This window comes from Actinomadura sp. SCN-SB (assembly GCF_043906805.1).
In the GTDB taxonomy this organism is placed as follows: domain Bacteria; phylum Actinomycetota; class Actinomycetes; order Streptosporangiales; family Streptosporangiaceae; genus Spirillospora.
On the sequence record NZ_JBIMPP010000005.1, the window covers coordinates 185,507 to 211,526 of the forward strand.

20 protein-coding genes are annotated in these 26,020 nt (G+C 73.9%); 10 read left to right on the forward strand and 10 right to left on the reverse strand.

The features are described 5' to 3' along the window. Positions 1-92 precede the first annotated feature (92 nt). The 5 genes from ACGWYJ_RS05360 to ACGWYJ_RS05380 all read left to right on the forward strand — a co-directional run bounded on the left by ACGWYJ_RS05360 (position 93) and on the right by ACGWYJ_RS05380 (position 10,886). Positions 93-3,050 (forward strand): BTAD domain-containing putative transcriptional regulator, encoded by a 2,958-nt coding sequence (locus tag ACGWYJ_RS05360; protein ID WP_395104440.1) that lies wholly within the window; start codon positions 93-95, stop codon positions 3,048-3,050. Between the two features lie 114 nt (positions 3,051-3,164). After that, positions 3,165-4,709 carry a serine/threonine-protein kinase gene (locus tag ACGWYJ_RS05365; RefSeq protein WP_395104441.1) on the forward strand — a complete coding sequence of 515 codons (1,545 nt, stop codon included), beginning with the start codon at positions 3,165-3,167 and terminating at the stop codon, positions 4,707-4,709. Continuing rightward, complete coding sequence (locus tag ACGWYJ_RS05370; protein WP_395104442.1) at positions 4,706-6,199, forward strand: protein kinase; 1,494 nt, start codon at positions 4,706-4,708, stop codon at positions 6,197-6,199. The genes ACGWYJ_RS05365 and ACGWYJ_RS05370 overlap by 4 nt, the downstream gene beginning before the upstream one ends. A 171-nt stretch (positions 6,200-6,370) precedes the next feature. Continuing rightward, positions 6,371-9,142, forward strand: coding sequence for an AAA family ATPase (locus tag ACGWYJ_RS05375; protein WP_395104443.1), 2,772 nt, complete (start codon positions 6,371-6,373; stop codon positions 9,140-9,142). Positions 9,143-9,248: 106 nt separating this feature from the next. Next, complete coding sequence (locus ACGWYJ_RS05380; protein ID WP_395104444.1) at positions 9,249-10,886, forward strand: toprim domain-containing protein; 1,638 nt, start codon at positions 9,249-9,251, stop codon at positions 10,884-10,886. A gap of 246 nt (positions 10,887-11,132) precedes the next feature. Here the strand turns inward: ACGWYJ_RS05380 and ACGWYJ_RS05385 are convergent, their stop codons facing one another. Next, a complete protein-coding gene (locus ACGWYJ_RS05385) occupies positions 11,133-12,578 on the reverse strand; it encodes a sensor histidine kinase (RefSeq protein WP_395104445.1) in 1,446 nt (481 codons plus the stop codon). Positions 12,579-12,633: 55 nt separating this feature from the next. Here ACGWYJ_RS05385 and ACGWYJ_RS05390 point away from each other — a divergent pair, with 55 nt between their 5' ends. Next, positions 12,634-13,554 carry a hypothetical protein gene (locus ACGWYJ_RS05390; RefSeq protein ID WP_395104446.1) on the forward strand — a complete coding sequence of 307 codons (921 nt, stop codon included), beginning with the start codon at positions 12,634-12,636 and terminating at the stop codon, positions 13,552-13,554. 101 nt (positions 13,555-13,655) lie between these two features. Here the strand turns inward: ACGWYJ_RS05390 and ACGWYJ_RS05395 are convergent, their stop codons facing one another. From ACGWYJ_RS05395 to ACGWYJ_RS05425, 7 genes are all read right to left on the reverse strand, one after another. After that, positions 13,656-13,802, reverse strand: a complete 147-nt coding sequence (locus ACGWYJ_RS05395; protein ID WP_285695528.1) for a hypothetical protein — start codon at positions 13,800-13,802, stop codon at positions 13,656-13,658. 104 nt (positions 13,803-13,906) lie between these two features. Then, positions 13,907-16,150, reverse strand: a complete 2,244-nt coding sequence (locus tag ACGWYJ_RS05400; protein ID WP_395104447.1) for an MMPL family transporter — start codon at positions 16,148-16,150, stop codon at positions 13,907-13,909. Beyond that, positions 16,147-17,382, reverse strand: a complete 1,236-nt coding sequence (locus ACGWYJ_RS05405; RefSeq protein WP_395104448.1) for a GNAT family N-acetyltransferase — start codon at positions 17,380-17,382, stop codon at positions 16,147-16,149. The genes ACGWYJ_RS05400 and ACGWYJ_RS05405 overlap by 4 nt, the downstream gene beginning before the upstream one ends. Then, entirely contained in the window at positions 17,379-18,614 is a 1,236-nt protein-coding gene (locus ACGWYJ_RS05410) for a beta-ketoacyl-[acyl-carrier-protein] synthase family protein (RefSeq protein ID WP_395104449.1), read from the reverse strand. Before ACGWYJ_RS05410 ends, ACGWYJ_RS05405 begins: the two co-directional genes overlap by 4 nt. A gap of 41 nt (positions 18,615-18,655) precedes the next feature. Then, entirely contained in the window at positions 18,656-19,888 is a 1,233-nt protein-coding gene (locus ACGWYJ_RS05415; protein WP_395104450.1) for a beta-ketoacyl-[acyl-carrier-protein] synthase family protein, read from the reverse strand. Next, positions 19,888-20,160 (reverse strand): phosphopantetheine-binding protein, encoded by a 273-nt coding sequence (locus ACGWYJ_RS05420; RefSeq protein WP_395104451.1) that lies wholly within the window; start codon positions 20,158-20,160, stop codon positions 19,888-19,890. The genes ACGWYJ_RS05415 and ACGWYJ_RS05420 overlap by 1 nt, the downstream gene beginning before the upstream one ends. Then, complete coding sequence (locus ACGWYJ_RS05425) at positions 20,157-21,158, reverse strand: ACP S-malonyltransferase (RefSeq protein ID WP_395104452.1); 1,002 nt, start codon at positions 21,156-21,158, stop codon at positions 20,157-20,159. Before ACGWYJ_RS05425 ends, ACGWYJ_RS05420 begins: the two co-directional genes overlap by 4 nt. A gap of 157 nt (positions 21,159-21,315) precedes the next feature. Between ACGWYJ_RS05425 and ACGWYJ_RS05430 the strand changes: the two genes are divergently transcribed. Then, positions 21,316-22,500, forward strand: a complete 1,185-nt coding sequence (locus ACGWYJ_RS05430) for an aminotransferase class I/II-fold pyridoxal phosphate-dependent enzyme (RefSeq protein ID WP_395104453.1) — start codon at positions 21,316-21,318, stop codon at positions 22,498-22,500. 67 nt (positions 22,501-22,567) lie between these two features. Next, positions 22,568-23,338 (forward strand): SDR family NAD(P)-dependent oxidoreductase, encoded by a 771-nt coding sequence (locus ACGWYJ_RS05435; RefSeq protein ID WP_395104454.1) that lies wholly within the window; start codon positions 22,568-22,570, stop codon positions 23,336-23,338. Between the two features lie 4 nt (positions 23,339-23,342). On the opposite strand, the gene ACGWYJ_RS05440 is transcribed toward ACGWYJ_RS05435, so the two are convergent. Then, positions 23,343-23,954 carry a TetR/AcrR family transcriptional regulator gene (locus ACGWYJ_RS05440; RefSeq protein WP_395104455.1) on the reverse strand — a complete coding sequence of 204 codons (612 nt, stop codon included), beginning with the start codon at positions 23,952-23,954 and terminating at the stop codon, positions 23,343-23,345. Positions 23,955-24,016: 62 nt separating this feature from the next. Between ACGWYJ_RS05440 and ACGWYJ_RS05445 the strand changes: the two genes are divergently transcribed. Both ACGWYJ_RS05445 and ACGWYJ_RS05450 read left to right on the forward strand, forming a co-directional pair. After that, on the forward strand, positions 24,017-24,442 hold the full coding sequence (locus ACGWYJ_RS05445) for a nuclear transport factor 2 family protein (protein WP_395104456.1): 426 nt from the start codon (positions 24,017-24,019) through the stop codon (positions 24,440-24,442). A 67-nt stretch (positions 24,443-24,509) separates the two neighbouring features. Further along, on the forward strand, positions 24,510-25,166 hold the full coding sequence (locus ACGWYJ_RS05450) for an AMP-binding protein (RefSeq protein ID WP_395104457.1): 657 nt from the start codon (positions 24,510-24,512) through the stop codon (positions 25,164-25,166). Here ACGWYJ_RS05450 and ACGWYJ_RS05455 read toward each other — a convergent pair. Continuing rightward, the coding region (locus tag ACGWYJ_RS05455) for an alpha/beta fold hydrolase (RefSeq protein WP_395104458.1) at positions 25,163-26,020 on the reverse strand (858 nt) is incomplete at its 5' end. The two genes, ACGWYJ_RS05450 and ACGWYJ_RS05455, sit on opposite strands and share 4 nt — an antisense overlap.

Below are 26,020 nucleotides of genomic sequence, written 5' to 3' on the forward strand. Positions count from 1 at the left end.
GGGCAGTCTCTCATTCGCCTGCGACAGAGCCCGGTCCAGGTAACCGGTTGCTTGCTCGACCAGGCGCAGGTCGGCTCATAAGGTGCTGACCAATGGAAATGCCTCAAGTGACGACGACCTTCGCCGTCCTCGGCCCCCCTCGCGGCCGGCGCGGCAGCGAGGAGCTGCCCCTCGGCCCGCCGCAGCAGCGGGCGATGCTGACCGCGCTGCTGCTCAGGGAGGGCCGCCCCGCCACCGCCCAGGAACTGGTCAACGCGGTCTGGGGGGACGCGCCGCCCGAACGCGCGGTGGGCGCCCTGCGCACCTACGCCTCACGGCTGCGCCGCCTGCTCGAACCGGACCACGGCAGGGACCGGCCGTACCGGCTGCTGGTCTCCGTCGGCGACGGCTACGCGCTGCGGCTACCGCCCGAGGCCCTGGACGTGGCCCGCTTCGAACGGGACGTGGCCGCGGCCGAGGAGGCCCGCTCGCAAGGACGGCCCGCGCAGGCCCGTGAGCTGCTGCGCTCCGCGCTGGGCCTGTGGCGCGGCACGCCGCTTTCCGGGGTGCCGGGACCGTACGCGCGCGCCCAGCGGATCCGGCTGACCGAGCGGCGGCTGGCCGCCCTGGAGTCGCGCCTGGAGCTGGACCTGGAGCTGGGCGACCACGCCGAGATCATCGGCGAGCTGACCGCGCTGGTCGCCGAGCACCCGCTGCGCGAACGGCTGCGCGGCCTGCTGATGCTCGCCCTGCACGGCGCGGGCCGTCCCGCCGAGGCGCTGGAGGTGTACGCCGAGACCCGCCGCACCCTGATCGAGGATCTGGGGATCGAGCCGGGCCATGACCTGTCGGCGCTGCACCGGCGGCTGCTGACCGAGACCGGCCACACGCCCGCGCCGCCCGCGCCCAGGGCCAAGGCGGCGGGCGCGGCGCCGCCCGCGCAGCTGCCCCGGGACGTGCCCGACTTCACCGGACGCGAGCGGCTCGTCGACGAGCTGCGGGAGGTGCTGCTGACCGAGCCGCGGCGGACCGTCCCGATGGTGGCGATCGCCGGGCCCGGCGGCGTCGGCAAGACCGCGCTGGCGCTGCATGTCGCGCACCTCGTCCGGTCCGGCTTCCCGGACGGGCAGCTCTACAGCGACCTGCGCGGCGCCGGGGACGAGCCCGCCGACCCGCACGCCGTGCTCGGCGCGTTCCTTCAGGCGCTGGGGGTGGACCGGGACGCGATCCCGGCCGGCCCCGCCGAGCGCGCCGCCCTGTACCGGACCCGGCTGGCCGAGCGCCGCGTCCTGGTCGTGCTCGACGACGCGCGCGACGCCCGGCAGATCAGGCCGCTGCTGCCCGGCGGCCCGTCCTGCGCGGTGCTGATCACCAGCCGGTCCAAGCTGGCCGGGCTGGGCGCGGCCCGCCCCGTCGACCTGGACGTCATGGAGCCGCACGAGGCGCGGGCGCTGGCGTCCCGGATCGCGGGGGCCGACCGGCTGGCCGCCGAGCCCGCCGCCGCCCGCGCGCTGCTGGCCGCCTGCGGCCATCTGCCGCTGGCCGTCCGCATCGTGGCGGCGCGGCTGGCCGCCCGCCCGGCCTGGACGGTGGAGTCGCTGGTCGGGCGGCTCGCCGACCGCCGCCGTACGCTGGCCGAGCTGCGCGTGGCCGACCTGGCCGTGGAGGCGGTGTTCCAGCTCGGCTACAACCAGCTCGACGACGCGCAGAAGCGGGCGTTCCGGCTGCTGGCCCTGGCCGAGAGCCCCACCTTCTCGGGGGACGCCGCCGCCGCGCTGCTCGGGCTGCCCGCGTGCGAGGCCGAGGGGTTGTGCGAGGCGCTGGTGGACGCGAACCTGCTGCGGTCCCCCACCGCCGGCCGGTACGGCTACCACGACCTGCTCCAGCTGTACGCCCGCCAGTGCGCCGAACGCGACGAGCCGCAGGCCGAGCGGCAGGCCGCGCAGCACCGGCTGTTCCACTTCTACCTGGCCACGGCCCGGAACGCGCAGCTCACCGTCAATCCCGGGGACGGCCGGGCGCAGAACCCGCTGCTGCCCGCCGCCGTGGAGGGGCTGTCCTTCGGCAGCTCCGACGCCGCGCGCGACTGGTTCTTCGCCGAGGCCCCGGCGCTGTTCGCCGCGATCGCCCACGCCGCACGCGGCCCGGCCGCGCTGCTCCCCCTGGCCGCCGACCTGCTGCTGCTCACCGACACCCTGGTCACCTCGGGCGTCCACGCCAAGGAGTGCGAGCAGGCCGCGCACGCCGTGATCGACGGTGCCTGGGACCGCCGGGACGCGCGCAGCGAAGGCCGCGCCCACCTGCACCTCGGCCGCCTCTACTTCTACGCCGACCGGTTCGACGACACCGCGGCGGTGTCGAGGGTCGCGCTGCGCCGCGGCCGGGACACCGCCGACCTGTGGATCGTCGCCGACGCCCTCGCCCTCCTCGGCGGCTGCGACCTCATCATGGGACGGGACGAGGACGCGCTCCGCCACTACATCGAGGCGCTGGACGCGTTCCGCCGCATCGGTGACCGTTACGGGGAGGCCGGTGCCCTGGGCGCGGTGGCCCGCGCGCTACTGGCGTTGGGCCGCCCCGAGGACGCGCTGATCTCCGTAGAGCACGGCCTGGCGCTGCATCAGGAACTCGGCGGCGGGCGCACCGGGTTCGGGCTCTACCATCTCGGTGTCATCCTGCATCACATCGGGCGGTACGCGGAGGCGATGGCGCGGCAGCAGGAGGCGGTCACGTTCTTCCGTGCCCGGCGCAACCGGCAGTGGGAAGGGCTGGCCAGGTACCGCGTCGCCGAGGCCCGGCTAGCGCTCGACCAGCCCGAGGAGGCCGTGCGCGATGCCCGCTCGGCCTTGCGCATACTTCGCGAGAACCGGCATTCCTGGGGGCAGGGCCATGCTCTGCGTGTCCTGGCCGACGCCCTCGAAGCCCTGGAAGACCACGATGAGGCCCGCGCCCGGCGCGAGGAGGCCCTGGAGCTTTTCGAGCGCATCCGCGTCCCGGACGCGCAGAGGATGCGGGAACTCCTCAAGGGCTCCTCGGGCTGCGGGCTGAGTACGCGGGCGCGCCCGGCATAATCTCCCGGAGCGACCGCTTCGTTCCCCGCGGTCGAGAGGGCAGGCGCCCGCCGTTCGGACGGCGCGGAAGCGCACCGCGGAAGGGCGCGTCGCGGAAGGGGGTCCGGCGTCCACATGTCGGAGCGGCTGCTCGCCGGGCGGTATCGCCTGCGGGAACGGCTCGGCAGCGGTGGAATGGGGACGGTCTGGTCCGCCGTGGACGAGACCCTGCGCCGGACCGTGGCCGTCAAGGAGATCGCGTTCCCGGACGGCCTCACCGCGGAGGAGCGCGAGGTCGCGACCGGCCGGGCGCGGCGGGAGGCGCGGGCGGCGGCGCTGATCGACCACCCCGGCGTGATCACCGTGCACGATGTCGTGGTCGAGGACGACCGGCCGTGGATCGTGATGGAACTGGTGCGCGGCCCGTCCCTGGACCAGGTGATCCGGCACGACGGCCCGCGGGTTCCGCCGGTGGCCGCCCGGATCGGCCTCCAGGTGCTGGACGCGCTTGAGGCCGCCCACGCCCGCGGCATCGTCCACCGGGACGTCAAGCCGGGCAACGTCCTGCTCTCCGAGGACGGCCGTGTCGTCCTGACCGACTTCGGCATCGCCGGCATCGAGACCGACCCCGCCCTCACCCGTACCGGCACGCTCGTCGGCTCCCCCGGGTACATCGCGCCGGAACGGCTCCAGGAGCGGCCCGCCGGCCCCGAGTCGGATCTCTGGTCACTGGCCGCCACGCTCTACACGGCCGTGGAGGGCAGGCCGCCGTTCGAGCGGGACGACCCGATGGCGGTGCTGGGCGCCGTGCTCACCGAGGCCCCGGCTCCGCCGAGGCGGGCCGGTTCCCTCGCGCCGCTGCTGTGGTACCTGCTCCAGAAGGACCCGGCCGCGCGGCCGAAGGCGCAGGACGTCCGCCGGGTGCTGGAGAACGTCGCCGCCGGGCGACCGTCGGGGCTGCCCGACCCGTTCCCGAGTCCTCACGGGCCTTCGGCGAAGGGTCGCGGAAAGGTGTGGATCCCCGTCGCGGCGGGCGCCGCGGTCATCGCGCTCATCGGTGCCGCCGTGGCCGTGGCCATCGCATCGTCCGGTGACGACGATCGGGGAACGGCCGCGTCCGCGTCGCCGTCCGCCGCCCAGGCCAGGCCCCCGGCGACGCCGTCCCCGTCCGCTTCTCCCAGCGCGTCCACGCTGGATCTCTGCGGTCTCCTCACACGGGCCCAGGTACGGCGCCTGCTGCCCAACGGGACGCCACGGGTGGAGCGGGAAAAGGGGCAGTGCGGGTGGGGCACCACAAGACGCGGGTTCCAGATCGAGGACATCAACCTCACCGTCGGCGACCCCTCGCCGAGTTCTCCCGCCGAGGCCCATAACACGTATGTGAGCAGGCGCAACGCCCGCAAGTCCGGCGGATCCCACGTCTGGGGATGGCCGGAGATCGGCGTCGGCCCCGTACGCGCCCGGCAGACCCCGGCCCGCGCCATCTCCGGGGTGGGCGATGAGGCGTTCATCTACTCCTCGACCGGTTCGTCCGAGGCCATGGACGCCACCTATGTCGTCCTGCGGGCGAGGAACACGGTGCTGGAGGTCTCGTACATGTACGAGCGCGGAACCGCGTCCCCCGCGGCGACGCAGCAGGCGGCGCGCTGGGTCGCGCAAGCGGTGGCCAGGCGGACGTGACGGCCGCCCGTACGCTCAATGGCCGCTACCGGCTCGTCCGGCGGCTCGGCAGAGGCGGCATGGGCGTCGTCTGGCACGCCCGCGACGACCTGCTGGGCCGGGACGTGGCGGTCAAGGAACTGCTGCTCCCGGACCGTCTGAGCCCCGAGCAGCGTGAGCAGGCGTCCCAGCGTGCCCTGCGGGAGGCGCGGGCCGCGGCCCTCCTCCAGCACAGGTCCATCGTCACCGTGCACGACGTGGTCGTGGACGAGGGCAGGCCGTGCATCGTCATGGACCTGCTCCCTGGCCGTTCCCTGGACGCGGTGACCTCCGACCAGGGTCCACTGCCGCCCGATCAGGTGGCGCGCATCGGCCTGGAGATCCTCGACGCGCTCCGTACCGCCCACGCCCAGGGAGTGCTGCACCGGGACGTCAAGCCCGCCAACATCTTCCTGCGCGACGACGGGCGTGCCGTCCTCACCGACTTCGGCATCGCGGCGCTGGAGGGCGACGCCACGCTCACCCGGGAAGGCGCGCTGATCGGATCCCCGTCCTACATGGCGCCCGAACGCGTGCGGCACGGCCCCAGCGGCCCCGCCTCGGACATCTGGTCGCTGGGCGCGACCCTTTACGCCTTGACGGAGGGCCGTCCGCCCTTCGCTCGCGACACCATCATGGGCACCCTCGGCGCCGTCCTGACCAGCGAGCCCGATCCGCCTCGCGCCGCGGGCCCGCTCGGCCCGCTGCTGATGCGGATGCTGGTGAAGGACCCCGCCTCCCGTGCGACGGCGGAGGAGGCCGAGTCCTTCCTGCGCGCGGTGGTGGAGGGCAGACCGACACAGCCCGCGATGCCCGTTCCGGAGGCGCGGCCACCACGTCCACGACCGCGCCGCTCCTGGGTCGTCCCGGCCCTGGCCGCGGCCGTGACGGCGGCCCTGGCCATCGTGATCATCGTGCTCGCCGCCACGCGCGGGGACTCCGGCCCGCCCCGGACGCCGCCGCGGGCGGCGACGGCGCCGGGTACCGCGCAGGCACAGCCGCCCGAACGGGTCCGCTTCGCGACGCCCCCGGCCCCGTGCGGCCTGATCAGTGCCGAGCAGGCGGGCCGGCTGGTCCGCGAGTTCTTCAGCAACGGCGACGAGGGCCGCGACGCGTCCACCGGCTGGCCCACAAGGAGCTGCAACTGGGGGACCAGCCCCACCGCGAGCGGCGCGGAGGATCAGGACGACGACCTCACGCTCGAACTCCTGACCGCGCCGGACACGGCCGGGGCGCGCGCTTTCCTGGCCAAGGAACGCGAGAACGCGGCCGCCTCGCCCGAGAACATCCCCGGCCTCGGCGATGAAGGCTTCGCCACCATCGATTCCTCGGGGAACTCGGTGGTCTTCTTCAGGGTCGGCAATCTCGCCGTCGAGGTCGGCTACCGCAGCGAGCGCGTCCCCCAGGCCCGGCAGTCCCAGGACGCCCGAAGGGCCGCCCAATGGGCTTTCGCCGCCCTTGACCGCCTCTGAGCCAGGACAGGCCCGGGTCGCCGGATTTTACCCGTCGTTGACAAACCCAAGAGCGATCCAAGGACGGGCACAGTTCAATGGAAGGGGGCGGGCTCTCCGACCGATGACGAACTCAGGTCGTTCGGAACCATAGGCTGTACCCCGGTTTGGGTCACTCTTGGGGAGAATGTGTTGCGGCTGCCAGATCATCTGGGGCTCCTGCTCACCGACGAGCCGGTTCTCGACGTCTACGCCTACGGGCCCTGGCGGGTGCCGGACGGGCTGTTCGAGGAGATCTCCGCGCGGATCGACGCGCTGGCGGCCGATCCCCGCTGCGCGGGGCTGACGACCGACGAGCACAAGCTGCTGACGCTGCCCGCCTCACTGGTGACGGCGGAGATCTTCGGGATCCTGGCGTTCCTGCCCGGCGGTGGCGCGATCAAGGCGGGCTCGTGGTCGCAGTTGCCCGAGCGGCTGCTGTACCGGCACCTGCTCAACCCCGGCCCGCTGAGCACCCGGATGACCCGCTGGGACGCGCCGGGCGGGCGCTGGCGGCCGCCGGTGGACTGGCTGGTGGAGGCGCCCGACCGGGAGCTGGCGATCTCCCTGGCCCGGGACTGCCTGGACGTGCTGGAGGGCATCGAGCCGCTGGAGGAGCGGCGCAGGGCGCTGCTCCGCCTGTACGAGGACCCGCCCCCGTGCGATACCGGCCTGCCGAAGCTGGAGCTGCGCGAGCACTGGCACGCCCACGCGGGCGACGAGATCCTGGCGGTGGTCCCCGAGCTGATGGGCCCGGTCGGCTACCTGGAATGGGTGTCGGCGGGGCTGCTGGCCGCGTACGAGCACCTGGTGACCGTGGCGCCGAGGGACGAGACGGTCGAGACCCACCTGACCCAGTTGCTGCTGCAAGGGAGCCTTGAGGAGGTCCCCGCGGAGCTCGCCGTCGCGCTGGGCGAGGACCGGTACCAGGAGCTGCGGGCGCGGTTCGCGGTGGAACGGCGCGGCTTCAAACCGGCGGCGTGGCAGGAGCGGACCCGAGCCTGGCTGCTGCGGGCGCTGGTCGCGGGCGCGGCCGACGCCTGCCGCGCCTGGCTCGACATGGCGATGCGCTGGGTGGCGACCGTCCAGGGGCTTCCGGGCGACCCGTGGTTCCCCAAGCCGGAGTGGATCCCGGTCGGGCAGTTCCAGACGGACCTGCGGCGGCTGTTCGCGCCGCGCAGGCGGGTGATCAACCCGCTGGTGGACGCGCTCAAGGTGGAGCCGGTCAAGGAGGCCCCGTCCTCGGTCTCCCCCGAGCCGGTGGAGAGCGGCCTGGTGGGGCAGCCGGAGGTGACCCGGGCGCTGGCGGAGCTGTCGGGCGGCGGCGAGCCGGTGCGGCTCATGCTGGTCGGCCCGGACGGCACCGGCAAACGGGACGCGGCGCAGGAACTGGGCCGGGCGCTGAACCTGGGCCGCGACCCGGTGTGGCTGACCGACAACCTGTTCGCCGGGCAGCGGCTCTCGGACGCGGTCGGCAAGCTGCACGCCGACGTGCGCGAGTGCGCGGGCGAGCGGCTCCTGATCATCGAGGGGCTGGACGGCATCGTCACCGACCCCGGCAACGGCGAGGCGCTGGCGGGCGAGCTGCACCGGCTGCTGGCGATCCATCCGGACCTGCACCTGGTGGCGCTGTGCGACGCGGGCGGCGACGAGCGGATCCGCGAGGTCAACCCGGTGCTGCCGCTCCGTTTCCGCATCGCGCGCACCCGGCCCTTCGACGCGGAGGGCCACGCGGAGCTGTTCCGGCGGGCGCTGCGCGAGCGGGGCGCCCGCGGCACCCGGCACGCGATCGCCGCCGCCGGTGCCCTGCTGGCCGCGACGCCGCCCGTCCAGACGCTGCGCAACGCCCGTCTCGCGCCGTACCTGGCCGACCTCGTCGTGGACGCGGTGCGCGCCCGCACCGAGGACGGCGCCGAGCCGGTGGTGACCAAGAAGGACATCCCGGGCGCGCTGGACACCAGCGGGGCCGAGGGCGACCCGATGACCGAGCTGCGCGAGCTCACCGGCCTGGACACGATCAAGAAGGAGATCGAGCTGCTGGTCGCGGGCACCTACGCGGCGCGGCTGCGCCGCCGCAGCGGGCTCCGGATCACGCCGCCGACCCGGCACATGGTGTTCACCGGCAACCCGGGCACCGGCAAGACGATGGTGGCCAGGCTGCTGGGCCGGATCTACAAGAAGCTGGGCGTGCTGTCGTCCGGGCACGTGGTGGAGGCGTCCCGCGCGCACCTGGTCGGCGAGTACATCGGCCAGACCGCGCCGCGCACCAGGCGGCTGGTGGAACGGGCGATCGGCGGGGTGCTGTTCATCGACGAGGCGTACACGCTCACCCAGTCGCCGCACAAGAGCGACTACGGGCACGAGGCGATCGCCGAGCTGGTGAAGCTGATGGAGGACCACCGCGACGACCTGGTGGTGATCGTGGCGGGGTACCAGCGGGAGATGGCCGAGTTCCTGGCCGCCAACCCGGGGCTCGACTCCCGGTTCCCCAAGCAGCTGCACTTCCCCGACTACAGCGACGACGAGCTGGTGACGATGTTCGAGCGGCTGGCCGCGGCGGACGGGTTCCGGCTGGCGCCGGGGATGACCGAGCTGCTGCGGGGGTCGCTGCGCCGTGTCCCGCGCGGGAAGTCGTTCGGCAACGGGCGGCTGATGCGCAACCTGCTGGACGTCGCGGTGGCGAACCAGGCCCAGCGGGTGGCGACCGCCGCCCGCGACGCCAAGCGCGCCTCCCTTGCGAAGGACACCCCCAAGAACACCGCAAAGAACACCGCCAAGAACGGGGCCGCGAACGGCAGGGCCGCCAAGAACGGCCACGCCGCCGCGATCGCCGCCCCGACGACGGAGGAGCTGGTCACCTTGAGGGCCGAGGACCTCCCGCCGCTGCTGGACCATCCCGAGGAGCTGGTCGGCCTCTACCTGTGACGGGTCCGCGAAAAGGGCTATAACGAGCCCTTTAGATGGGTATGACGTAGTTGCGAGTCCCGGCCTTCCGCTTCCCGCGTACGCCCACCGGCGAGGAGGCCCGGCCATGCGCGCCCACGACGAGGCGGTCCTGCGCGAGCTCGCCGGGCACGAGGCCGCCCGGCTGCGTGACGGGACGCTGCCGTGGCGCTGGTGGCTGGAACGCGCGGCCCGCCTCGGGCGCCGGTACGGGTTCACCGACACACTGCTGATCTCGGCGCAGTGGCGGGCGGCCACCGACGTCCGGTCGTACGGGTCGTGGCCGGCCGCCGGGCGCCAGGTGCGGCGCGGCGAGAAGGGCATCCCGATCCTGCCGGAGGCGCCCGGCGGCGGTCCGCGCACCGTCTTCGACATCAGCCAGACCGACGGGCTGCCGCCCGAGGTCCCCCGCGCCCGCGGCCCGCGCGAGGCACGGGAGCGGCTCGCCGCGCTGGCCGCCCGGCACGGCGTCCCGCCCGTCCAGGAGGTGGACGACCTGCGGGCCTGCGCGGTCCTCGCGCACCGGCTGGCGCACGCCTTCAAGCCGGGGGACCACGCCGATCGCGGTGGCTGCCATGGGCTGCGGCGCGTCGAGGCCGACTCGGTGGCGTTCCTGGTCCTGGCCCACTTCGGCCTGGACACCGGCGGGCTCGCCTTCCCGGACCGGGTGGCCGCCGGCCCGGAGGTCGCCGACCGGATCCTGCGCACGGCCCGGCGTGTCTGCGCCGCCCAGGAGTTCTCCGACGCCCACGATCTGATGGACGCGGCGCACGCGTTCTTCCGTGACCGGATGCCGGACGGCTGGGTCCCCGGCTACCTGTCGGGCCGCGGCTTCGGGCGCGACGTGCAGCGGCGCTGGCAGATCGGGTACGCGCCGCCCGGCCCCCGCGCGCTCACCGGGCACCTGCGCGCCCGCGGCCATGACGACGAGGCGATCGTCGCCGCCGGGCTGGCCCGCCGTGGCAGGACGGGCCGCCTCTACGACACCTTCCGCGACCGCGCGATGTTCGCGATCCGGTCCCCGGCCGACGGGACGATCGCCGGGTTCATCGGGCGCCTCCCCGACGGCGCGCCGGGCCCGAAGTACCTCAACGGCCCGGACACCGCCGCGTTCCACAAGAGCGAGCTGCTGTTCGGGCTGCACGAGATGCGCGACCGGCTCGTGAGCGGAAGGGCGCGCCCGGTCGTGGTGGAGGGTCCGCTGGACGCGATCGCGGTGAACGCGGCGTCCAGGGAGCACGCGGCGGTGGCCACGCTCGGCCTGTCGCTGACCGCCGCGCAGCTCGCCGCGCTGGACGAGATCGCCGGCCTGGACCGCACCGGGCTGGTCGTCGCCCTGGACGGCGACGGCGCGGGGCGTTCGGCGACCTCGCGGCTCTGGCGGGCGCTGGAGGGCGTGGGCGGCCCGCTGGAGGCCGCGCTGTTCCTGGACGGCCGTGACCCGGCGGACGTGCTGCGCACGGAGGGGCGGCGCGGGGTACGCGACGTCCTGGGCTCGCCGGTCCCCCTCATGGACGTGGTGGTGGACGGGGCGATCGAGCGTTCCGGCGGGTCGCTCGCGACGCCCGAGGAACGGCTGGCGGCGATCCGCGCGGCGGTGGCGGTCATCGCGGGAGCCCGGTCGGGCGAGGCCGCCCGGCAGGTCGTCCGCGTCGCGGCCCGCGCCCGCGTCCCGTGCGCCACGGTCACGGCCGAACTGACCACCGCCGTCACTCACTCTGGGTAGTCGATTGACCACTCGCCGAGGCCCGTCTACCGCTCGCCGAAGAGAACGGGCCCCTGCGTGAACCTACGGCCCGGTACGCAATAACTTCATAACGCCTGGGTAAGCGGCGTCCGGCTCCCCGCTGGGGGGCGAGCGGCGGCCCCGAGAGTCGGCCGCCGCCGTGGAGCCGGCGAAGACGTCCCACCCGGGCGGGGGGACGGGGTCACGGCGACCGGTTGAGGCGCGCACCGGTCGCCGTGACCTCCCTTACCGTCCGGCGGGGCCGCCGCCGTCAGGGGCGCGCGGAAGCCGCAGGACGAAACAGGCACCGCCGGAAGTGCCGGCGATGTCCAGGTCGCCGCCGTGCGACCGGGCGATCTCCCGGGACAGCGGCAGCCCGAGGCCGCTCCCGCCCTTGTCGAGCCTGCGCCCCTCCTTGAGCCGGGTGAACCGCTGGAACACCCGTTCCCTGTCCTCAGGCGCGATCCCCGACCCGTCGTCGGCGACCGTCAGCCGGACATGCCGGTCCTCGACCGCGACGCTCAGGTCCACCCGGGTGCGGGCGTGCCGGACGGCGTTGTCGAGCAGGTTGGTCAGCAGCCGGTCGAGCTGCGCGGGCGAGCCGAGCACCCGCGCCTCTGGGGTCAGGTCGCCGTGGATCGGCACCCGCTCGCGGGCGCGCCGCCTGATCTGCGCCGCCGCGAGCCGGGACAGGTCCACGGGCCGCTTCTCCGTGGTGGCGCCCGCGTCCATCCGGGCCAGGGTCAGCAGCTCGTCCACGGTCTCGGCCAGCCGCCGGGTCGCGGCCAGCGCGCGCCGGTTGGCGGCGAGCCAGTCGGTCTGGTCCGGGTACTCCGCGTCCACCTCCAGCTGGGTCTGCAGCGCGGAGATCGGGCTGCGCAGCTCGTGTGAGGCGTCGGCGACGAACCGCCGCTGCGCCTCGGCCGAGCGGTGCAGCCGCTCCAGCGTGTCGTTGATGGTGGCGGCGAGCCGCGCGATCTCGTCCCCCGAGTCCGGCACCGGCACCCTGCGGCCCAGGTCCCGCCCGCTGATCCGCTCCAGCCTGCGCCGGATCGCGGCCACCGGCCGCAGCGTCAGCCCGACCGCCGTCCAGGCGACCGCCGTGACCAGCAGCACCGCTGAGGGGGTGCCGATGAGGACCGCCAGGCGGAGGGCGGTGACGGTCCGCTCGATGTGGGCGACGTTGACCGCCGAGTACACCACGACGGGACCGGCGGGGGCGCGGGCCCGCACCGCCACCACCAGGTGGGTCTCGCCGAACGACTCGTGCTTCGGGGACAGCCGTAACGGGGCCCTCAGCACGACGGGCTGATCGAAGCCGCCGGGCTGCGAGGTGGCGATGGGTCCCTGGCCGGCCAGCTTGCGGCTGGCCGCCATGACCCGCCCGCCCGGCGCCACGACCTGCATGTGGTCGGCCCGCGCCGATCCCTCCGCGAAGGTGAGCAGCTCGGGCGGCAGCTCGCCGCGTTCCGCCTGGCTCGCCACCCGCCGCGCCCCCAGCTCGGCGCGCGTCCGCATGTCGTCCTGAAGGGCGGCCGGGGCGACCGTCATCACCAGTGCCGCCGGGACGCAGAACGCCACGGTCGCGACCAGGGCGGCGACCAGGGTCAGCCGGCCGCGCAGCGAGGACGGAAGGAACCGTCTCCGCCCCGTCCTGCCCCACCTTGCGGCGACCACGGGATCACTCGCCACGCGGACGACCGGAACCTACAAGACCGCAGGTGGCCGCCCCGCCCACGATGGACCCATGACTATCGAGATCTCCGCCGTGGCCGCGTTCATGGCCACCCACGCGCGCATCCTGGACCGCCGCCGCTTCCAGCTTCTCGTCGAAGGCCCCGACGCCGATGTCGCCGGCGCCCTGTCGGCGCTGGACGCTTACCGCAACCCCGACGGCGGCTACGGCTGGGGCCTGGAGTGCGACCTGCGCACCCCGGAGAGCCAGCCGGGCACCGCCCTGCACGCGTTCGAGACCCTCACCGAGATCGCGGCGGTCGCCGGCGACGACTGGATCGGCAGGGTGGCGTCGCGCGCCTCCGCTCTCTGCGACTGGCTCGGCTCGGTGTCCCTGCCGGACGGCGGGCTGCCCATGGCGCTGCGGCCGCTCGGCGTCGAGGAGGGGTCGGCGCCGTGGTGGGCGTCCGCGGACCCGGCGTCCTCGTCCCTTCAGATCACCTCGGTGTCCGCGGCCACCGCGCACACGCTCGCCAAGCACGTTCCCGCATTGGCCCGGCACCCCTGGCTGGAGCGGGCCACCCGGTACTGCCTCGACGCGATCGCGGCGATCGACGAGGCCCCGCACGCCTACGTCCTGTCCTTCGCGGTGCGTTTCCTGGACGCCGTGTACGACACCCACCCCGAAGCCTCCGGGCTGCTTTCCAAGCTGGCTCAGTACATCCCGGAGAGCGGGACCCTGCCCGTCGAGGGCGGGACGGAGAACGAGATGCTGCGCCCGCTGGACCTCGCGCCGTTCCCGGGACGCCCGGCCCGCTCGCTGCTCGACCGGAAGGTGATCGAGGCGGATCTGGACCGGCTGGCCGCCGAGCAGCGCGACGACGGCGGCTGGACGGTCGACTACGCCACGATCTCCCCTGCCGGGGCCCTCGACTGGCGGGGGTACATCACCGTGCACGCCGTCACCGTGCTGCGCGCCAACGGCCGGATGTGAGCGCGGGCCGGGAACGAGATCGCCGCGTACCCTCCCCATGGCGCGGGCAGGGTACGCGGCGATCGGAAACGGCCGTTCGGAGGTGCGGGAATGGCGCGGCCTCACCGGCTCCGGGTCGCGGAACGCCTCCCCGTGCCGGTGTCGCCGTGCCGCGACCGTGCTCTCGCCTTGCGGGCGAAACCGGCCAGGACCAGCGAGCCCGTCAGCACCACGATGCCCAGGCCCGCCACCACCGACAATCGGCGCATTTCCCTCTCCCCCATTTCAACACTCAATCCGTACCAGCGGTACGACTACGGCACCTTCCCCGATGCCGCCCTTGATAACGGTGATTTTCGCGGGGGCGTCAAAATCATCGCCTGGCGGAGACGATGCCCCGGCAAAACAGCCGGCCGCCGTTCTTGGAAAGGGGCGTCCACCAGTTGGCGCGCCCGGCCAGCCGCATCACGGCGGGGACCAGCAGCGCCCGCACCAGCGTGGCGTCCAGCAGGACCGCCAGCGCGAGCCCCACGCCGATCATCTTGAGCAGCGCCAGCCCCGAGGTGGCCAGCGCCGCCATGACGACGGCGAAGACGAGCGCGGCCGAGGTGAACAGCCGTCCGGTGCGCTGGAGGCCGGTGGCGACGGCGGCGACGGTGTCGCCGCCGCGCCGGTACTCCTCGGTGATCCGCGCCAGCAGGAAGATCTCGTAGTCCATCGACAGGCCGAACGCGACGCAGAACAGCAGCGCGGGCGCCAGGGCGTCCACGAAGCCGGTCACGGCGAAGTCCCCCACCAGGCCGCGCAGGTTCCCGTCCTGGAAGATGTGGACGAGCACGCCGAACGTCGCGCCGAGGCTCAGCGCGTTCATCACCAGCGCCTTCGCGCCGAGCACCACGCTCCCGGTCAGCGCCGTGATCAGGGCGAACGTCACCATCACCACCAGGCCGAGCGCCACCGGCAGCCGCGTGCCGACGCCCTCCCTGATGTCGGCGAGCTCCGCCCCGGGCCCGCCCGCCTTGGCCTTGCCGGGGGCGGGCACCAGGCGTATGCGCTCGGCCAGCTCGCTGTTCTCCACCGAGGCCGGCTCGTGCGCCGTGGAGATCGCCAGCCAGGTTCCGGCGGGTCCCGTGAACCGGGCGTCCACGTTCGCGGCACGGGCGGCGGCGCCGTGCGTGTAGGAGCCGGTGGCGGTGTCGACGCGGGTGACACCGTCCAGGGACGACAGGCGCCGGGCATAGGCGTCCAGGCGCGCGGCGGACCACCCGTGGTCGGATGCGGTGACGCGCAGTTCGGGCAGAACGACCGATGTCCTGGAGATAGCGGCCAGGTCGAAGTCGCTGCGCACCTGGTGCGAAGCCTGAGCGGCGGGCGCGTCCGGAGGGAGGAGGCGGTCGTCGAACATGCCGAACCGCACGCCCAGGAAGGGCAGGCCCAGCGCGGCCAGCAGCAGCGCAGTGGGAACGGCGACGCGCAGCGGACGGCGCATGACGGCCATCGCGAGCCGGTGCCACGCGGACCCGGGCGGGCGGCCCCGGTGCCGGCCGGGCACCCGCGTCCCGCTGATCCGGTCCCCCAGCAGCACCAGCGCCGCCGGAAGCACCACAAGGCCGCCCAGCGCGGCCAGGACCGTGACCGCGATGCCGCCGTACGCGATCGACCGGAGGATCGTGAACGGGAAGATCAGCAGCGCGGCCAGCGACAGCGACACGGCCGCCGCCGAGAACCCCACCGCCCTCCCCGTGGTGCGCAGGGTGACGCCGATCGCGCCCGCCGGATCGCGTCCCGCCGCCAGCTCCTCGCGGAACCTGGTGACGATGAACAGGCTGAAGTCGACGGCCAGGGCGAAGCCGAGCGCGCTCGCGACGCTCATCGCGAACACCGACACGTCCGTGACCAGGGTGAGCAGGCGCAGGACGGCCATCGTGCCGGTGACGGCCAGCGCCCCGACGAGGACGGGCAGCGCGGCCGGGAGCACGCCGCCGAACACCAGCAGCAGGACGACCAGGGTCAGCGGTGCCGCGATGAGCTCGGCCCGGCGCAGGTCGCGCTCGCTGCGGTCCTGGATCTCGGCTTTCACCTGGGCCTTGCCGGTCGCGCCGACCTCCAGCGGGCCGTGCCGTCCCGTGAGGCCGGGGACGAGCCGCCGCGCGGTCTCGATGCGGCGCAGGTCGTCGCCTTCCAGCCGGGCCACGACCAGCGCGGCGCGCCCGTCCCGGCTGCGCAGTGACGGGTCCCGCGCCTCCCAGTACGAGGTCACGTGGGCGACGCCGGGTGCGGCGGCCAGCCGCGAGGCGAGCCGCGACCCCGCCTCATCGGCACGGGCGCCGTCCACCGGGCCTCCGGCGCGGGCCACCAGGACGAGGTCGGGATCCCCGGCCCGGAAGCCCGCGCGCAGCAGCTCATCGGCCTGCCCCGACTCGGCGCCGATCGCGGTGGTGCCACCGGGCGTCAGGCGTTCGTGGACGTCGTGACCGGCGGCGAGCGCGCCGAGGAGACCGGCGGCGGCCAGGCACAGCACCAGCAGCGCGCGCCGCCGGGTGCGGCGTCCCGGCGGAGGTCCGGCGGGCGCCTCCCGGAGCGTCCGCTCCGGCGTCGCCTGCCGGGACGGGGTCACGCCGATCCTCGATCCGCGGTCTCCAGCAGCCCGGCGGTCGCGGGCGACGCGGTGGGCGCCGCGCCGGTCCCGGCCGTGAGGTCCCTCCGGAAGAGCCTGTAGGTCTTCGTGTGGCGGCAGCCGAGCGCGGTCAGGCTCCGGATGATCGGCTTGTTGTCCTCCAGCGTCCAGCCCAGCTCGATCGTGCCCCGGTAGCCGCCGTTCCGGAGCGCCTGCTGGATGCGGGCGTACAGCAGCGCCTCGATCCCGCGGTTGCGGTACTCGGGGACGACTCCCAGCAGCACGCCGCGCGCCTGATCGATCCGGCGTATGGCGCGGGCCAGCCTGACCATGCCGATGGGCACGCCCATCGTGGTGAGGCGGCCGCGCGCGGCGGGCAGCGCCTGGTTGAGGTCCGGCAGCGCGAAGACGACCCCGACCGGCTCGCCGCCGGCCTCGGCGAGCAGGACCAGCGAGGGGTCGCAGATCTTGCGGAACTCGCGGGACTGGGCGGTGAACTCCGCGTCCGTCATCGGCACGAAGCCCCAGTTGCGCTCCCAGGCGGTGTCGTAGACGTACTTGATCCGGGCCAGTTCGGACTCGAAGCGGCTCAGGTCGACGCTCCGCACGGTGATCTCGTGGCGGTCCTGGACGTGCTCGGCGACGCGCAGCAGCCGGGCGTCGAGCGCCGAGATGTCGCGTTCCCAGGCCCACAGGTCCTTGACCTTGCTCAGCCCGCCATGCCGCAGCAGCGCCTCGTAGTAGGGCGGGTTGTAGGGCATCTGCACTCGCGGCGGCGTGCCGAACCCGTCCACGAGCAGGCCGCATTCGGCGTTGGTGGTGAAGTTGACCGGGCCGACGATCGAGGTGAGCCCGCGCCCGCGGAGCCAGCGTTCGGCGGCGCGGACGAGCGCGACCGCGGCGTCGGGGTCGTCCTCGCATTCGAACTGCCCGAAGAACCCGTCGCGGACCCCGTGCACGGCGTTGTGGCGGGGATTGCGCACTGCCGCGATCCGCCCGGCGACCCGCCCGCCGCGGTACGCCAGGAACAGCCCCACCTCGCCGTACTCGAAGAAGGGGTTGCGTCTCCGGCTGAGCAGGCGCCGGCAGTCCCGGCGCAGCGGCGGCACGTAGACAGGGTCGTCCCGATACAGCCGGTACGGGAACTCGATGAACCGGCGCCGCTGCGTGCGGCGCCGCACCGCCTCCACCGTGACCGCCGTTCCCGTGGTCCTCGTCATGGTCCTCGTCATGGTTCTGCCACCTCCAGTCGGTGGGGGGCGATCACAAGGCCGGCGTTGTGCCCGCCGAACCCGAACGAGTTGCTCAGCACCGCCGCTCCGGGACGGACGCGGCGCGGAGCGACGGTGACGATGTCCAGGGGATGCTCGGGGTCGCCGTCCTCGTGGTTGGCGACGGGCGGCACGAGACCGTCCCGCGCGCTCAGCGCGGCGACGACCGCCTCGGCGGCGCCGGCCGCCCCCATCAGATGGCCGAGCACCCCCTTGGGCGCGGTGACGGGCGGCGGTGCCTGGCCGAACACCGCGGTCAGGGCCGTGGCCTCCATGGCGTCGTTCAGCCTGGTCCCGGTCCCGTGCGCGTTCACGTGCCCGATGTCGGACGGGTCCAGGCCCGCGTCGGCCAGCGCCAGGCGCATGCAGCGTGCCGCCTGCGTCCCGTCGGGGAGCGGGGCGGTCGGATGGTACGCGTCGGAGGTGTGCCCGTACCCGGCGATCTCGGCGTAGACCCGTGCACCCCACCACGCGGCGACGTCCAGGCGTTCCAGGACGAGGAACGCCGCGCCCTCCCCCATCACGTAGCCGTCGCGTGCCTTGTCGAAGGGACGGGACGCGCGTTCCGGCTCGTCGTTGCGCCTGCTGAGCGCGCGCAGCCGGCTGAACGCGGCCATCACCAGACGGTTCACGCCCGCGTCCGTCCCCCCGGCCAGGACCGTGTCGCAGTCGCCGGAGCGGATCCAGCGGACCGCCTCGCCGATCGCGGTCGCCCCCGCCGCGCAGGCGGTGTTGACCGTCAGGGACGGGCCCAGCCAGCCGAGACGTGCCGAGATCGCGGCGGCGGGCGAGTTGTCCATGCCCATCGGCGCCAGGAACCCGCTGACCCGCAACGGTCCCTTGCTCGCGCAGGCCAGCGCCTGCTCGGCGATGGTGTGGTGACCGCCGAGAGCCGTCCCGCACACCACGCCGCGCCGGTACGGGTCGCCGCGCGGCGCCCCGGCGTCCTCGACGGCGCGCAACGCGGCGGCGACCGCGAACCGCGCGAAGGGGTCCAGCCGCCGCACGTCCTTGAGGGGCAGGTAGTCGGTCGGGTCGAACCCGTGGACCTCGCAGGCGATGCGCGTCGGCAGGCCGTCGGCGTCGAAACGGGTCACGGGCCCGGCCAGGCCGAGGCCCCGGTGCACGTTCGCGTAGAACGCGTCCAGGGTCTCCCCCGCGGGGGTGATCACTCCCATCCCGGTGATCGCCACCCGGGGCCGCCCCCGCCCGTCGGCATGCTCCGGAAACATGGTCAGGTCGCGGCCGGTGCCAGGACGAGCGAGGCGTTGTGCCCGCCGAAGCCGAAGGAGTTGGACAGCACCGGTCCCGGCGCGGCGGGACGCGGGCGCACCACCGCGTCGATCTCGCAGGCCGGATCCGGGTCGTCCAGGTTGATCGACGGCGGCACCGTCCGGTGGAGCAGGGACAGCACCGCGATGACCGCCTCCACCGCACCGGACGCGCCGAGGCCGTGGCCGAGCATGCTCTTCGGCGCCGTGACCGGCACCCCGCCGGGGCCGAACAGCCGGGCGATCGCCCGCGCCTCCGCCAGATCGCCGTGCGGGGTCCCGGTGGCGTGCGCGTTCACGTGCGCGACCTCGCCCGGCGTCAGCCCCGCGTCGTCGAGCGCCTGCCGCATGCAGCGGTACGCCCCGGCGCCGTCCGGGTCGGGCATGGTCAGGTGGTAGGCGTCCGACGTCCGCCCGTACCCGGCGATCTCGGCGTAGACGCGGGCGCCGCGGTCCCGTGCCCGGTCCAGCGGTTCGAGCACCAGGCAGGCCGCGCCCTCGGCCAGGACGAACCCGTCCCGGCCGGAGTCGAACGGCCGGGACGCGCCCGCCGGGTCCCCGACCCGCCGGGACAGCGCGCCCGCCCGTGCCAGTGCCAGGATCTTGGTGGGGGACACGCACGCGTCGGCGCCGCCCGCGAGCACGAGGTCGGCCGACCCGTCGCGCAGCAGCCGCAGGCCCTCCCCGATCGCATGGCCCCCGGACGCGCAGGCGGTCGACACCGTCAGGCTCGGCCCGAGGATCTCGTGCCGCATGCTGATCGTCGCCGCGGCGGCGTTGTGCATCCCCTTCGGCACGTGCATGGGGTACGGGCGCCCGCGGTCGGTGCCGCCGTTGTCGAGCAGCGTGGACTCGATGGTCTGGTTCGAGCCGATCGCGGTCCCGATCACCACGGCGCGGCGTTCCGGCGGCGCCGCCGGGCCCCCCGCGTCGGCGAGCGCGTCGGAGGCGGCGCAGCACGCGAGCACGGTGGCGGGGTCCATCCGGCTCGCCTCCTTGGCCGTCATGTACGTGGCGGTGTCGAACGGCGGCACCTGGCAGGCGAAGTCCGCGGGGAGCCCGTCGGTGCCGAACCGGGTGATGCGGGACACGGCGGACCGTCCCGCGGTCAGCGCGTTCCACAGCTCCTTGGGGTGGTCGCCCATGGGCGTCCGCACCCCGATGCCCGTGATCGCGACCCGGGTCCGCCGCGCCATCAGACGGGCCTGCCCGCGAGCCGGCTCTCCCCGTCCAGACCGGACCTGATCAGCCCGATCACGTCCCCGACCGTGCGGGCCCTGCCGGTGGCCTCCTCCTGCACGGCCAGGCCGAACACGTCCTCGACCGACATGGCCAGCTCGGCCAGGTCGAGGCTGTCGGCGCCCAGTTCGCGCCGCAGGTCGGCGGCGGGCGTGACGTCCGCCGGCTCCACCGACAGCACCCGGGCGCACAGCGGGCGCAGCAGCTGGAAGATCTCGTCATCGGTCATCGATCGGATGTCCTTCCCGTGTTCGGTTGCGGAGGCGCGGTGGGGCGGCGCAGGCACGCGGCGGCGCGGGCGGCCGTCGCGGGACAGCCGGCCGACAGGATCCGCAGGTGCGGGACGGTGCGCCGGGCCAGCCCCGCCAGCGTCGTCCCCGGGCCGACCTCCACCAGCGCGGCCGTCCCGTACCGGCCCAGAAGCTCCTGGGTGGCGCGCCAGCGCACGGGCCGGACCAGGTGCTCGCCGAGCGTTTCCGGCCACGGCGTGCCCGGCCCGGCGGGACGCGCGTCCGCGTTGAGGATCACGGGGCGGTCGGGCGCGGCGAACGCCAGCGAACGCGCGAACGCGGTCAGCCGCCCGGCCGCGGGCGCCATCAGCGGCGTGTGGAACGGGCCCGCCACGTTCAGCCGGTGGAACCTGCGCGCGCCGAGCTCGCGGGCGCGCTCGACGGTACGGTCCAGGCCCCGTGTCGTCCCGGAGTACACGACCTGGCCGGGCGCGTTGTCGTTGGCCGTCCAGCACTCGCCCGGCGCCGCCTCGCACGCCGCGGCGGCCCGTTCGGCGTCCAGGCCGGTGTCCCGCGAGAGCGCCGCCACCATCCCGCCGGGCTCGCTCGCGCACACCTCGTCGGTGACCTGCCCGCGCCGCTCCACCAGGCGGACGGCGTCGTCGAAGCCCAGCACCCCCGCCGCCGCCAGCGCGCTGATCTGCCCCAGCGAATGCCCCGCCAGCACGGCCGGCGTCACGGCCTCGGCGCGCAGCGCCTTCCAGGCCATCATCGAGGTCAGGAACACCGCGAGCTGCGTCTCGGCCGTCCCCTGCGGCGCGCGCCGCTCGTCGAGCAGCAGTGGCCGCAGGCTGCGCCGCAGCACGTCCTCGGCGCGCTCGGCCAGTGCCCACGCCGGGTGGCCGCGCCAGACCGCGCCCATGGCCACGGTCTGGGCACCCTGGCCGGGGAACACCGCCGCGAGCGGCGTCCATCCCACGGCATCGGCTCGGCACATGGCCACGGAGTATCGTCACGCCCCCACCGCACGTCACGCCGCCCCGCGTAAGGCTTCGATCAACTTCTCCCGAAAAATCCCTGGCCAAGCCCGGATCGCAACACGCCGCCCGGTCCTCCCCGGCCAGAGCGCTCACGGGCTGTAGTCATGGGTCGCCATGGACGTGTTCGGCAAATGCCACGCCTTCCGGGACGACAAGGCCGTCGAGGCCCTGGGCGTCTACCCCTTCTACAAGGCGATCTCGGAGCGGCCCGCGCCCAACGAGATCGTGTGCGGCGGCCGACGGGTCCTGATGGCGGGATCCAACGACTACCTGGCGCTCGCCACCGACCCCCGTCCGGCCGCCGCCGCGACCGAGGCGCTGCGCAGGCACGGCACCGGCAACTCCGGCTCCCGCATGGCCAACGGCACCCTGGCGCTGCACGAGGAGCTGGAAGCGCGGCTCGCCGAGTTCCTGGGCCACGAGTCGGCCATGCTCACCTCCACCGGGTACCAGGCCAACCTCGCCCTCGCCCCGCTGTTCGGCCCGGACGACGTGCTGCTGGCCGACCGCGCGATGCACGCGTCGTTCGTGGACGCCGTCCGGCTCGGCAGGTCCCGGCTGCTGCGGTTCCGCCACAACGACATGGAGCACCTCGGCCGGCTGCTGACCGAGACCTCCCCGGACTCCGGACGGCTCATCGCCACCGAAGGCATGTTCTCCACCAGCGGCGACCTGTGCGACCTGCCCGGCATCGGCAAGCTCGCCGGCCGGCACGGCGCCCGCGTCGTCCTCGACGGCGCCCACGACATCGGCCTGCTCGGCGAGAACGGCCGCGGCGCCGCCGAGTACTACGGCATGCCCTCGGCCGTCGACCTGCACACCCTGACCTTCTCCAAGTGCTTCGGCACCATCGGCGGCGCCGTGGCCGGGCCCGAGGAGGTCATCCGCTACCTGCGGCATCACGCCCGCGCGGCGGTGTACACGGCCTCGCTCCCGGCCGGTGACACCGCCGCCGCGCTCGCCGCGCTCGACATCATCCGTACCGAACCCGAACGGCGCCGCCGCGTCCTGGCCACCGGCGAACGCCTCGGCGCCGGGCTGGACGCGCTCGGCTTCACCACCACCCACGCCGGGACGCCCACCATTCCCGTCCACGTCGGCGAGACCCTCCGGTGCTTCCGTTTCTGGACGGAGCTGTTCGGCGAGGGCGTCTTCACCAACGCGATGGTGCCCCCGGGCGTCCCGGAGGGCCGGGCGCTGATCCGCGTCAGCGTCACCGCCACCCACACCCCGGCCCAGGTCGACCGGATCCTGGAGGCGTTCGCGACGGCCGGGCGCCGCCTCGGCCTGATCGACTGACCGGCGGCCGGGCTAGCCTGGGTCCGATCACGCGAACACATGGATCGCGAACACATGGATAGGGCACATGGCCGATGTCGCATTCGTGGTGACGGGAGGCGGCCGGGGCATCGGCCGCGCCATCGCCGAACGCCTGCTGGAGGGCGGGGGCCATGTCGTGGTCATCGACCCGTCCGCCGACTGGACCCGCTCGCACCCGGCGGCCGGCCGCCTCACGACGGTCACCGGAAGCGCCGCGGACGAGACGGTGACCGAGCGGGCCGCCGACCTGGCCGAAGCCGCCGCACCGCTCACCGGCTGGGTGAACAACGCCGCCGTCTTCCCGCCCGCGTCCCTGGAACTCCCGTCGGCACGGGACCTGCTCGACAGCGTCCGGCTCAACGTCGCTCCCGCCGTGACGGGATGCGTGACCGCGATCCGCCGGTTCCTCGCGGCCGGGACGGGCGGGGCGATCGTCAACGTCTCGTCCCACCAGGCGCAGCGCCCGGTCCGCGGCTCCCTGCCGTACGCGACGGCGAAAGCGGCGATCGAAGGTCTGACCCGGGCACTGGCGGTCGACTACGGCCCTCGCGGGATCCGGACGAACGCCGTGGCGCTGGGCTCCATCGCCACCGACCGGTACGAGACCTACCTCCGGGAACAGGAACCGGCCACCGCGACGCGCATCGTGGAGGAGATGCGGTCGCTCCACCCGCTCGGCCGGGTGGGCCGCCCGGAGGAGGTGGCGGCCACGGTCGCCCATCTGCTCTCCGACGACGCCGGATTCATCAACGGAGCGATCATCCCGGTCGACGGCGGCCGTTCCGCCCACGGCCAGGACCCCGAAGCGGCACGGTGACGGATCACCGCCCGGCGCCGTGCCGCAGCCCGTTCAGGAGAAGGGTGAGCAGGCGTTCGGCCTGCGCCTGGTCATCGTGCGCGGCCCACGCGATGGCGCCGACCATCTTCAGCACGTCCTCGGCGGCGGCGTCGGCGTTCACCGCGCCCGATCGCCGTGCCCGCGCCAGCAGATCGTCCCCGACCTCGAACAATTCCGCATGCCAGGCCGAGACCCGGCCGTTCTCGCGGTCGAGCGCCGCGTTCATCGCCGCGGCGGCCAGACCCCGGTAGGTCAGGGAATGGACGAGCGCGGCGCGCAACCACGTGGCCAAGGCGCCGAATGCGTCCTCGGCGGCCAGCAATTCTCGTCCCTGGCCGGCCAGCTCGGCTATCCGTTCACCGAGCACGGCCTCGATGAGATCCATCCGGGTGGGGAAATGCCGGTAGAGCGTCCCGCTGGCCACCCCCGCCCGCCGGGCGATCTCGTCCAGCGAGGCGTCCACGCCGAACTCGGCGAACGCGAGCCGCGCCTGCTCCACCAGCCGCTCGTAGTTGCGCCGGGCGTCCGCGCGCATCGGCCGCCCGCCCTGCCGTCCCGCCAGCGCGATCACCACCTCCTTGCGAAACGGGGACACAGTCCGGTACCGTCCCGAGCTAACCGGACTGTGCCTCATCTTATGCCTTGGAGGGACGCCGCATGGCCGCATCACAGCACCAAGCCGGAGCGCGCGAGGTCCTGGAGCGCTTCCGGCGGGCCGCCATCGACCAGTCCCCCGAGGACATGAGCCGCCTTTACGCGGCCGACGCTGTCCACGAATTCCCGTTCACCGCCCCGGGCGTTCCGTCCCGGCTCGAAGGCCGCGAGGAAATCGTGACCTGGATCGCCGCAGGCTGGGAGACCAACACCCTCAAATACAACCGGTACCGCACTTACGCGATCCACGACACCGGCGATCCGGAAACCATCATCGTCGAACAGGAAGCCCTGGGAACCAGCACGTCCACCGGCGCGTTCGCGCTGCCCAACATCGTCGTGCTCACCGTACGCGACGGCCGCATCGCCCACCTGCGCGACTACGTCAACGTCCTCGCCGCCGCGGCGGCCAAGGGAGCCTCCCTCTGACCGGTTGTAGGGGTGTCAGGGCACGTCTAGATTCACGTGTGGAGCCGCCTCCCTGAAGGGCCGAACCGTGTCCAACGCCCCCGCCATCCGTTCGGGCCCCCGCGCCCGAAGCCGCGCCGAGGTGCAACGCCGCGCCGCCATCATCGCCAACGTCCTACAGACGATGGGCATCCGCCCGGCCGACCGGGTCGTCACCGTGATGCGCAACGACATCGCGTTCGTCGAGGCCCACCTCGGGGCCCAGCTCGCGGGGGCGTTGCCGGTGCCGTGCAACTGGCACTGGTCCGGCGAGGACCTGCGCCACCTGCTCGCCGACAGCGCGGCCAAGGTCGTGTTCGTCCACACCGACCTGCTGGGACCGGTCGAGGCCGTGCTGCCCCCGGACGCGCGGATCATCGAGGTCGGAGTGCCACCGGAGGTCGCCGAGGCGTACGCGCTCGGCGCCGCGCGGACCGCCGCGTCCGGCCGCCACCCTCTGCTGGAGACACTGATCGCCGAGACCGAGCCGATCACCGAACCCGCCGAGCGCCAGCTCATCGGCATGGTCGGACGCGGTCAAGGCCCACGTCCGCGACTCCCTCGCCGGCTACAAGGTCCCCCGAGTGGTCGTCCTCGAAAAGGAACTCCCCCGCGAGGACTCGGGCAAGCTCCTCAAACGCCTCCTACGAGACCCCTACGGGGAGAACACAGGCCGCACCATTTGAGAACGAACCCCTGCGGCTAGCCGAGGAACTCGCGGATGGCACTCGCGATCTCCTCGACGTGGGTCTCAAGAGCGAAGTGGCCGGTGTCGACGAAACGGACGTCGGCGTCGGGGATGTCACGCTTGAAGGCTTCCGCCCCGGCGGGCAGGAAGAACGGATCGTTGCGGCCCCAAATGGCGAGCAGCGGCGGCCTGTGGGTGCGGAAGTACTCCTGGAACGTGGGATAGAGCGCCGCGTTGTCGGCGTAGTCGAGCACCAGGTCGAGCTGGATCTCATCGGCGCCGCTACGCCCGAGGTAGTGATTGTCGAGTTCATAACCGTCCGGACTGACCTTGGACGTGTCGGGGACGCCATGGGTGTACTGCCAGATCGTCGTCTTCGGCTCCACGAGCATCCGGACGGCCTCGCGGTTGGCGTCGGACGGTTCCTCCCAGTAGGTCTGGACAGGCTTCCAAGCCTCGCTCAGCCCGTCCCGGTAAGCGTTGCCGTTCTGAGAGATGATCGCGGTGACGCGCTCGGGATGCCGTGCGGCGATCCGGAACCCGACCGGGGCGCCGTAGTCGAACACGTAAAGCGCGAAGCGGTCGAGACCGAGTACCTCGGTCAGTCGATCGATGACATCGGTGAGGTGCTCGAAGGTGTAGGTGAAGTCGTCCCGGGCGGGCATGTCCGACTTGCCGAAGCCGGGCAGGTCGGGAGCGACGATGTGGAACCGGTCGGCGAGCAACGGGATGAGCTCGCGGAACATGTGGCTCGACGACGGGAAGCCGTGCAGCAGTACCAGCGTGGGTGCCTCAGCCTTGCCGGACTCCCGATAGAACACCGTCAGGCCGTCCACGTCAGCGGTGCGGTAGGCGATGTCGGCCATGCCCAT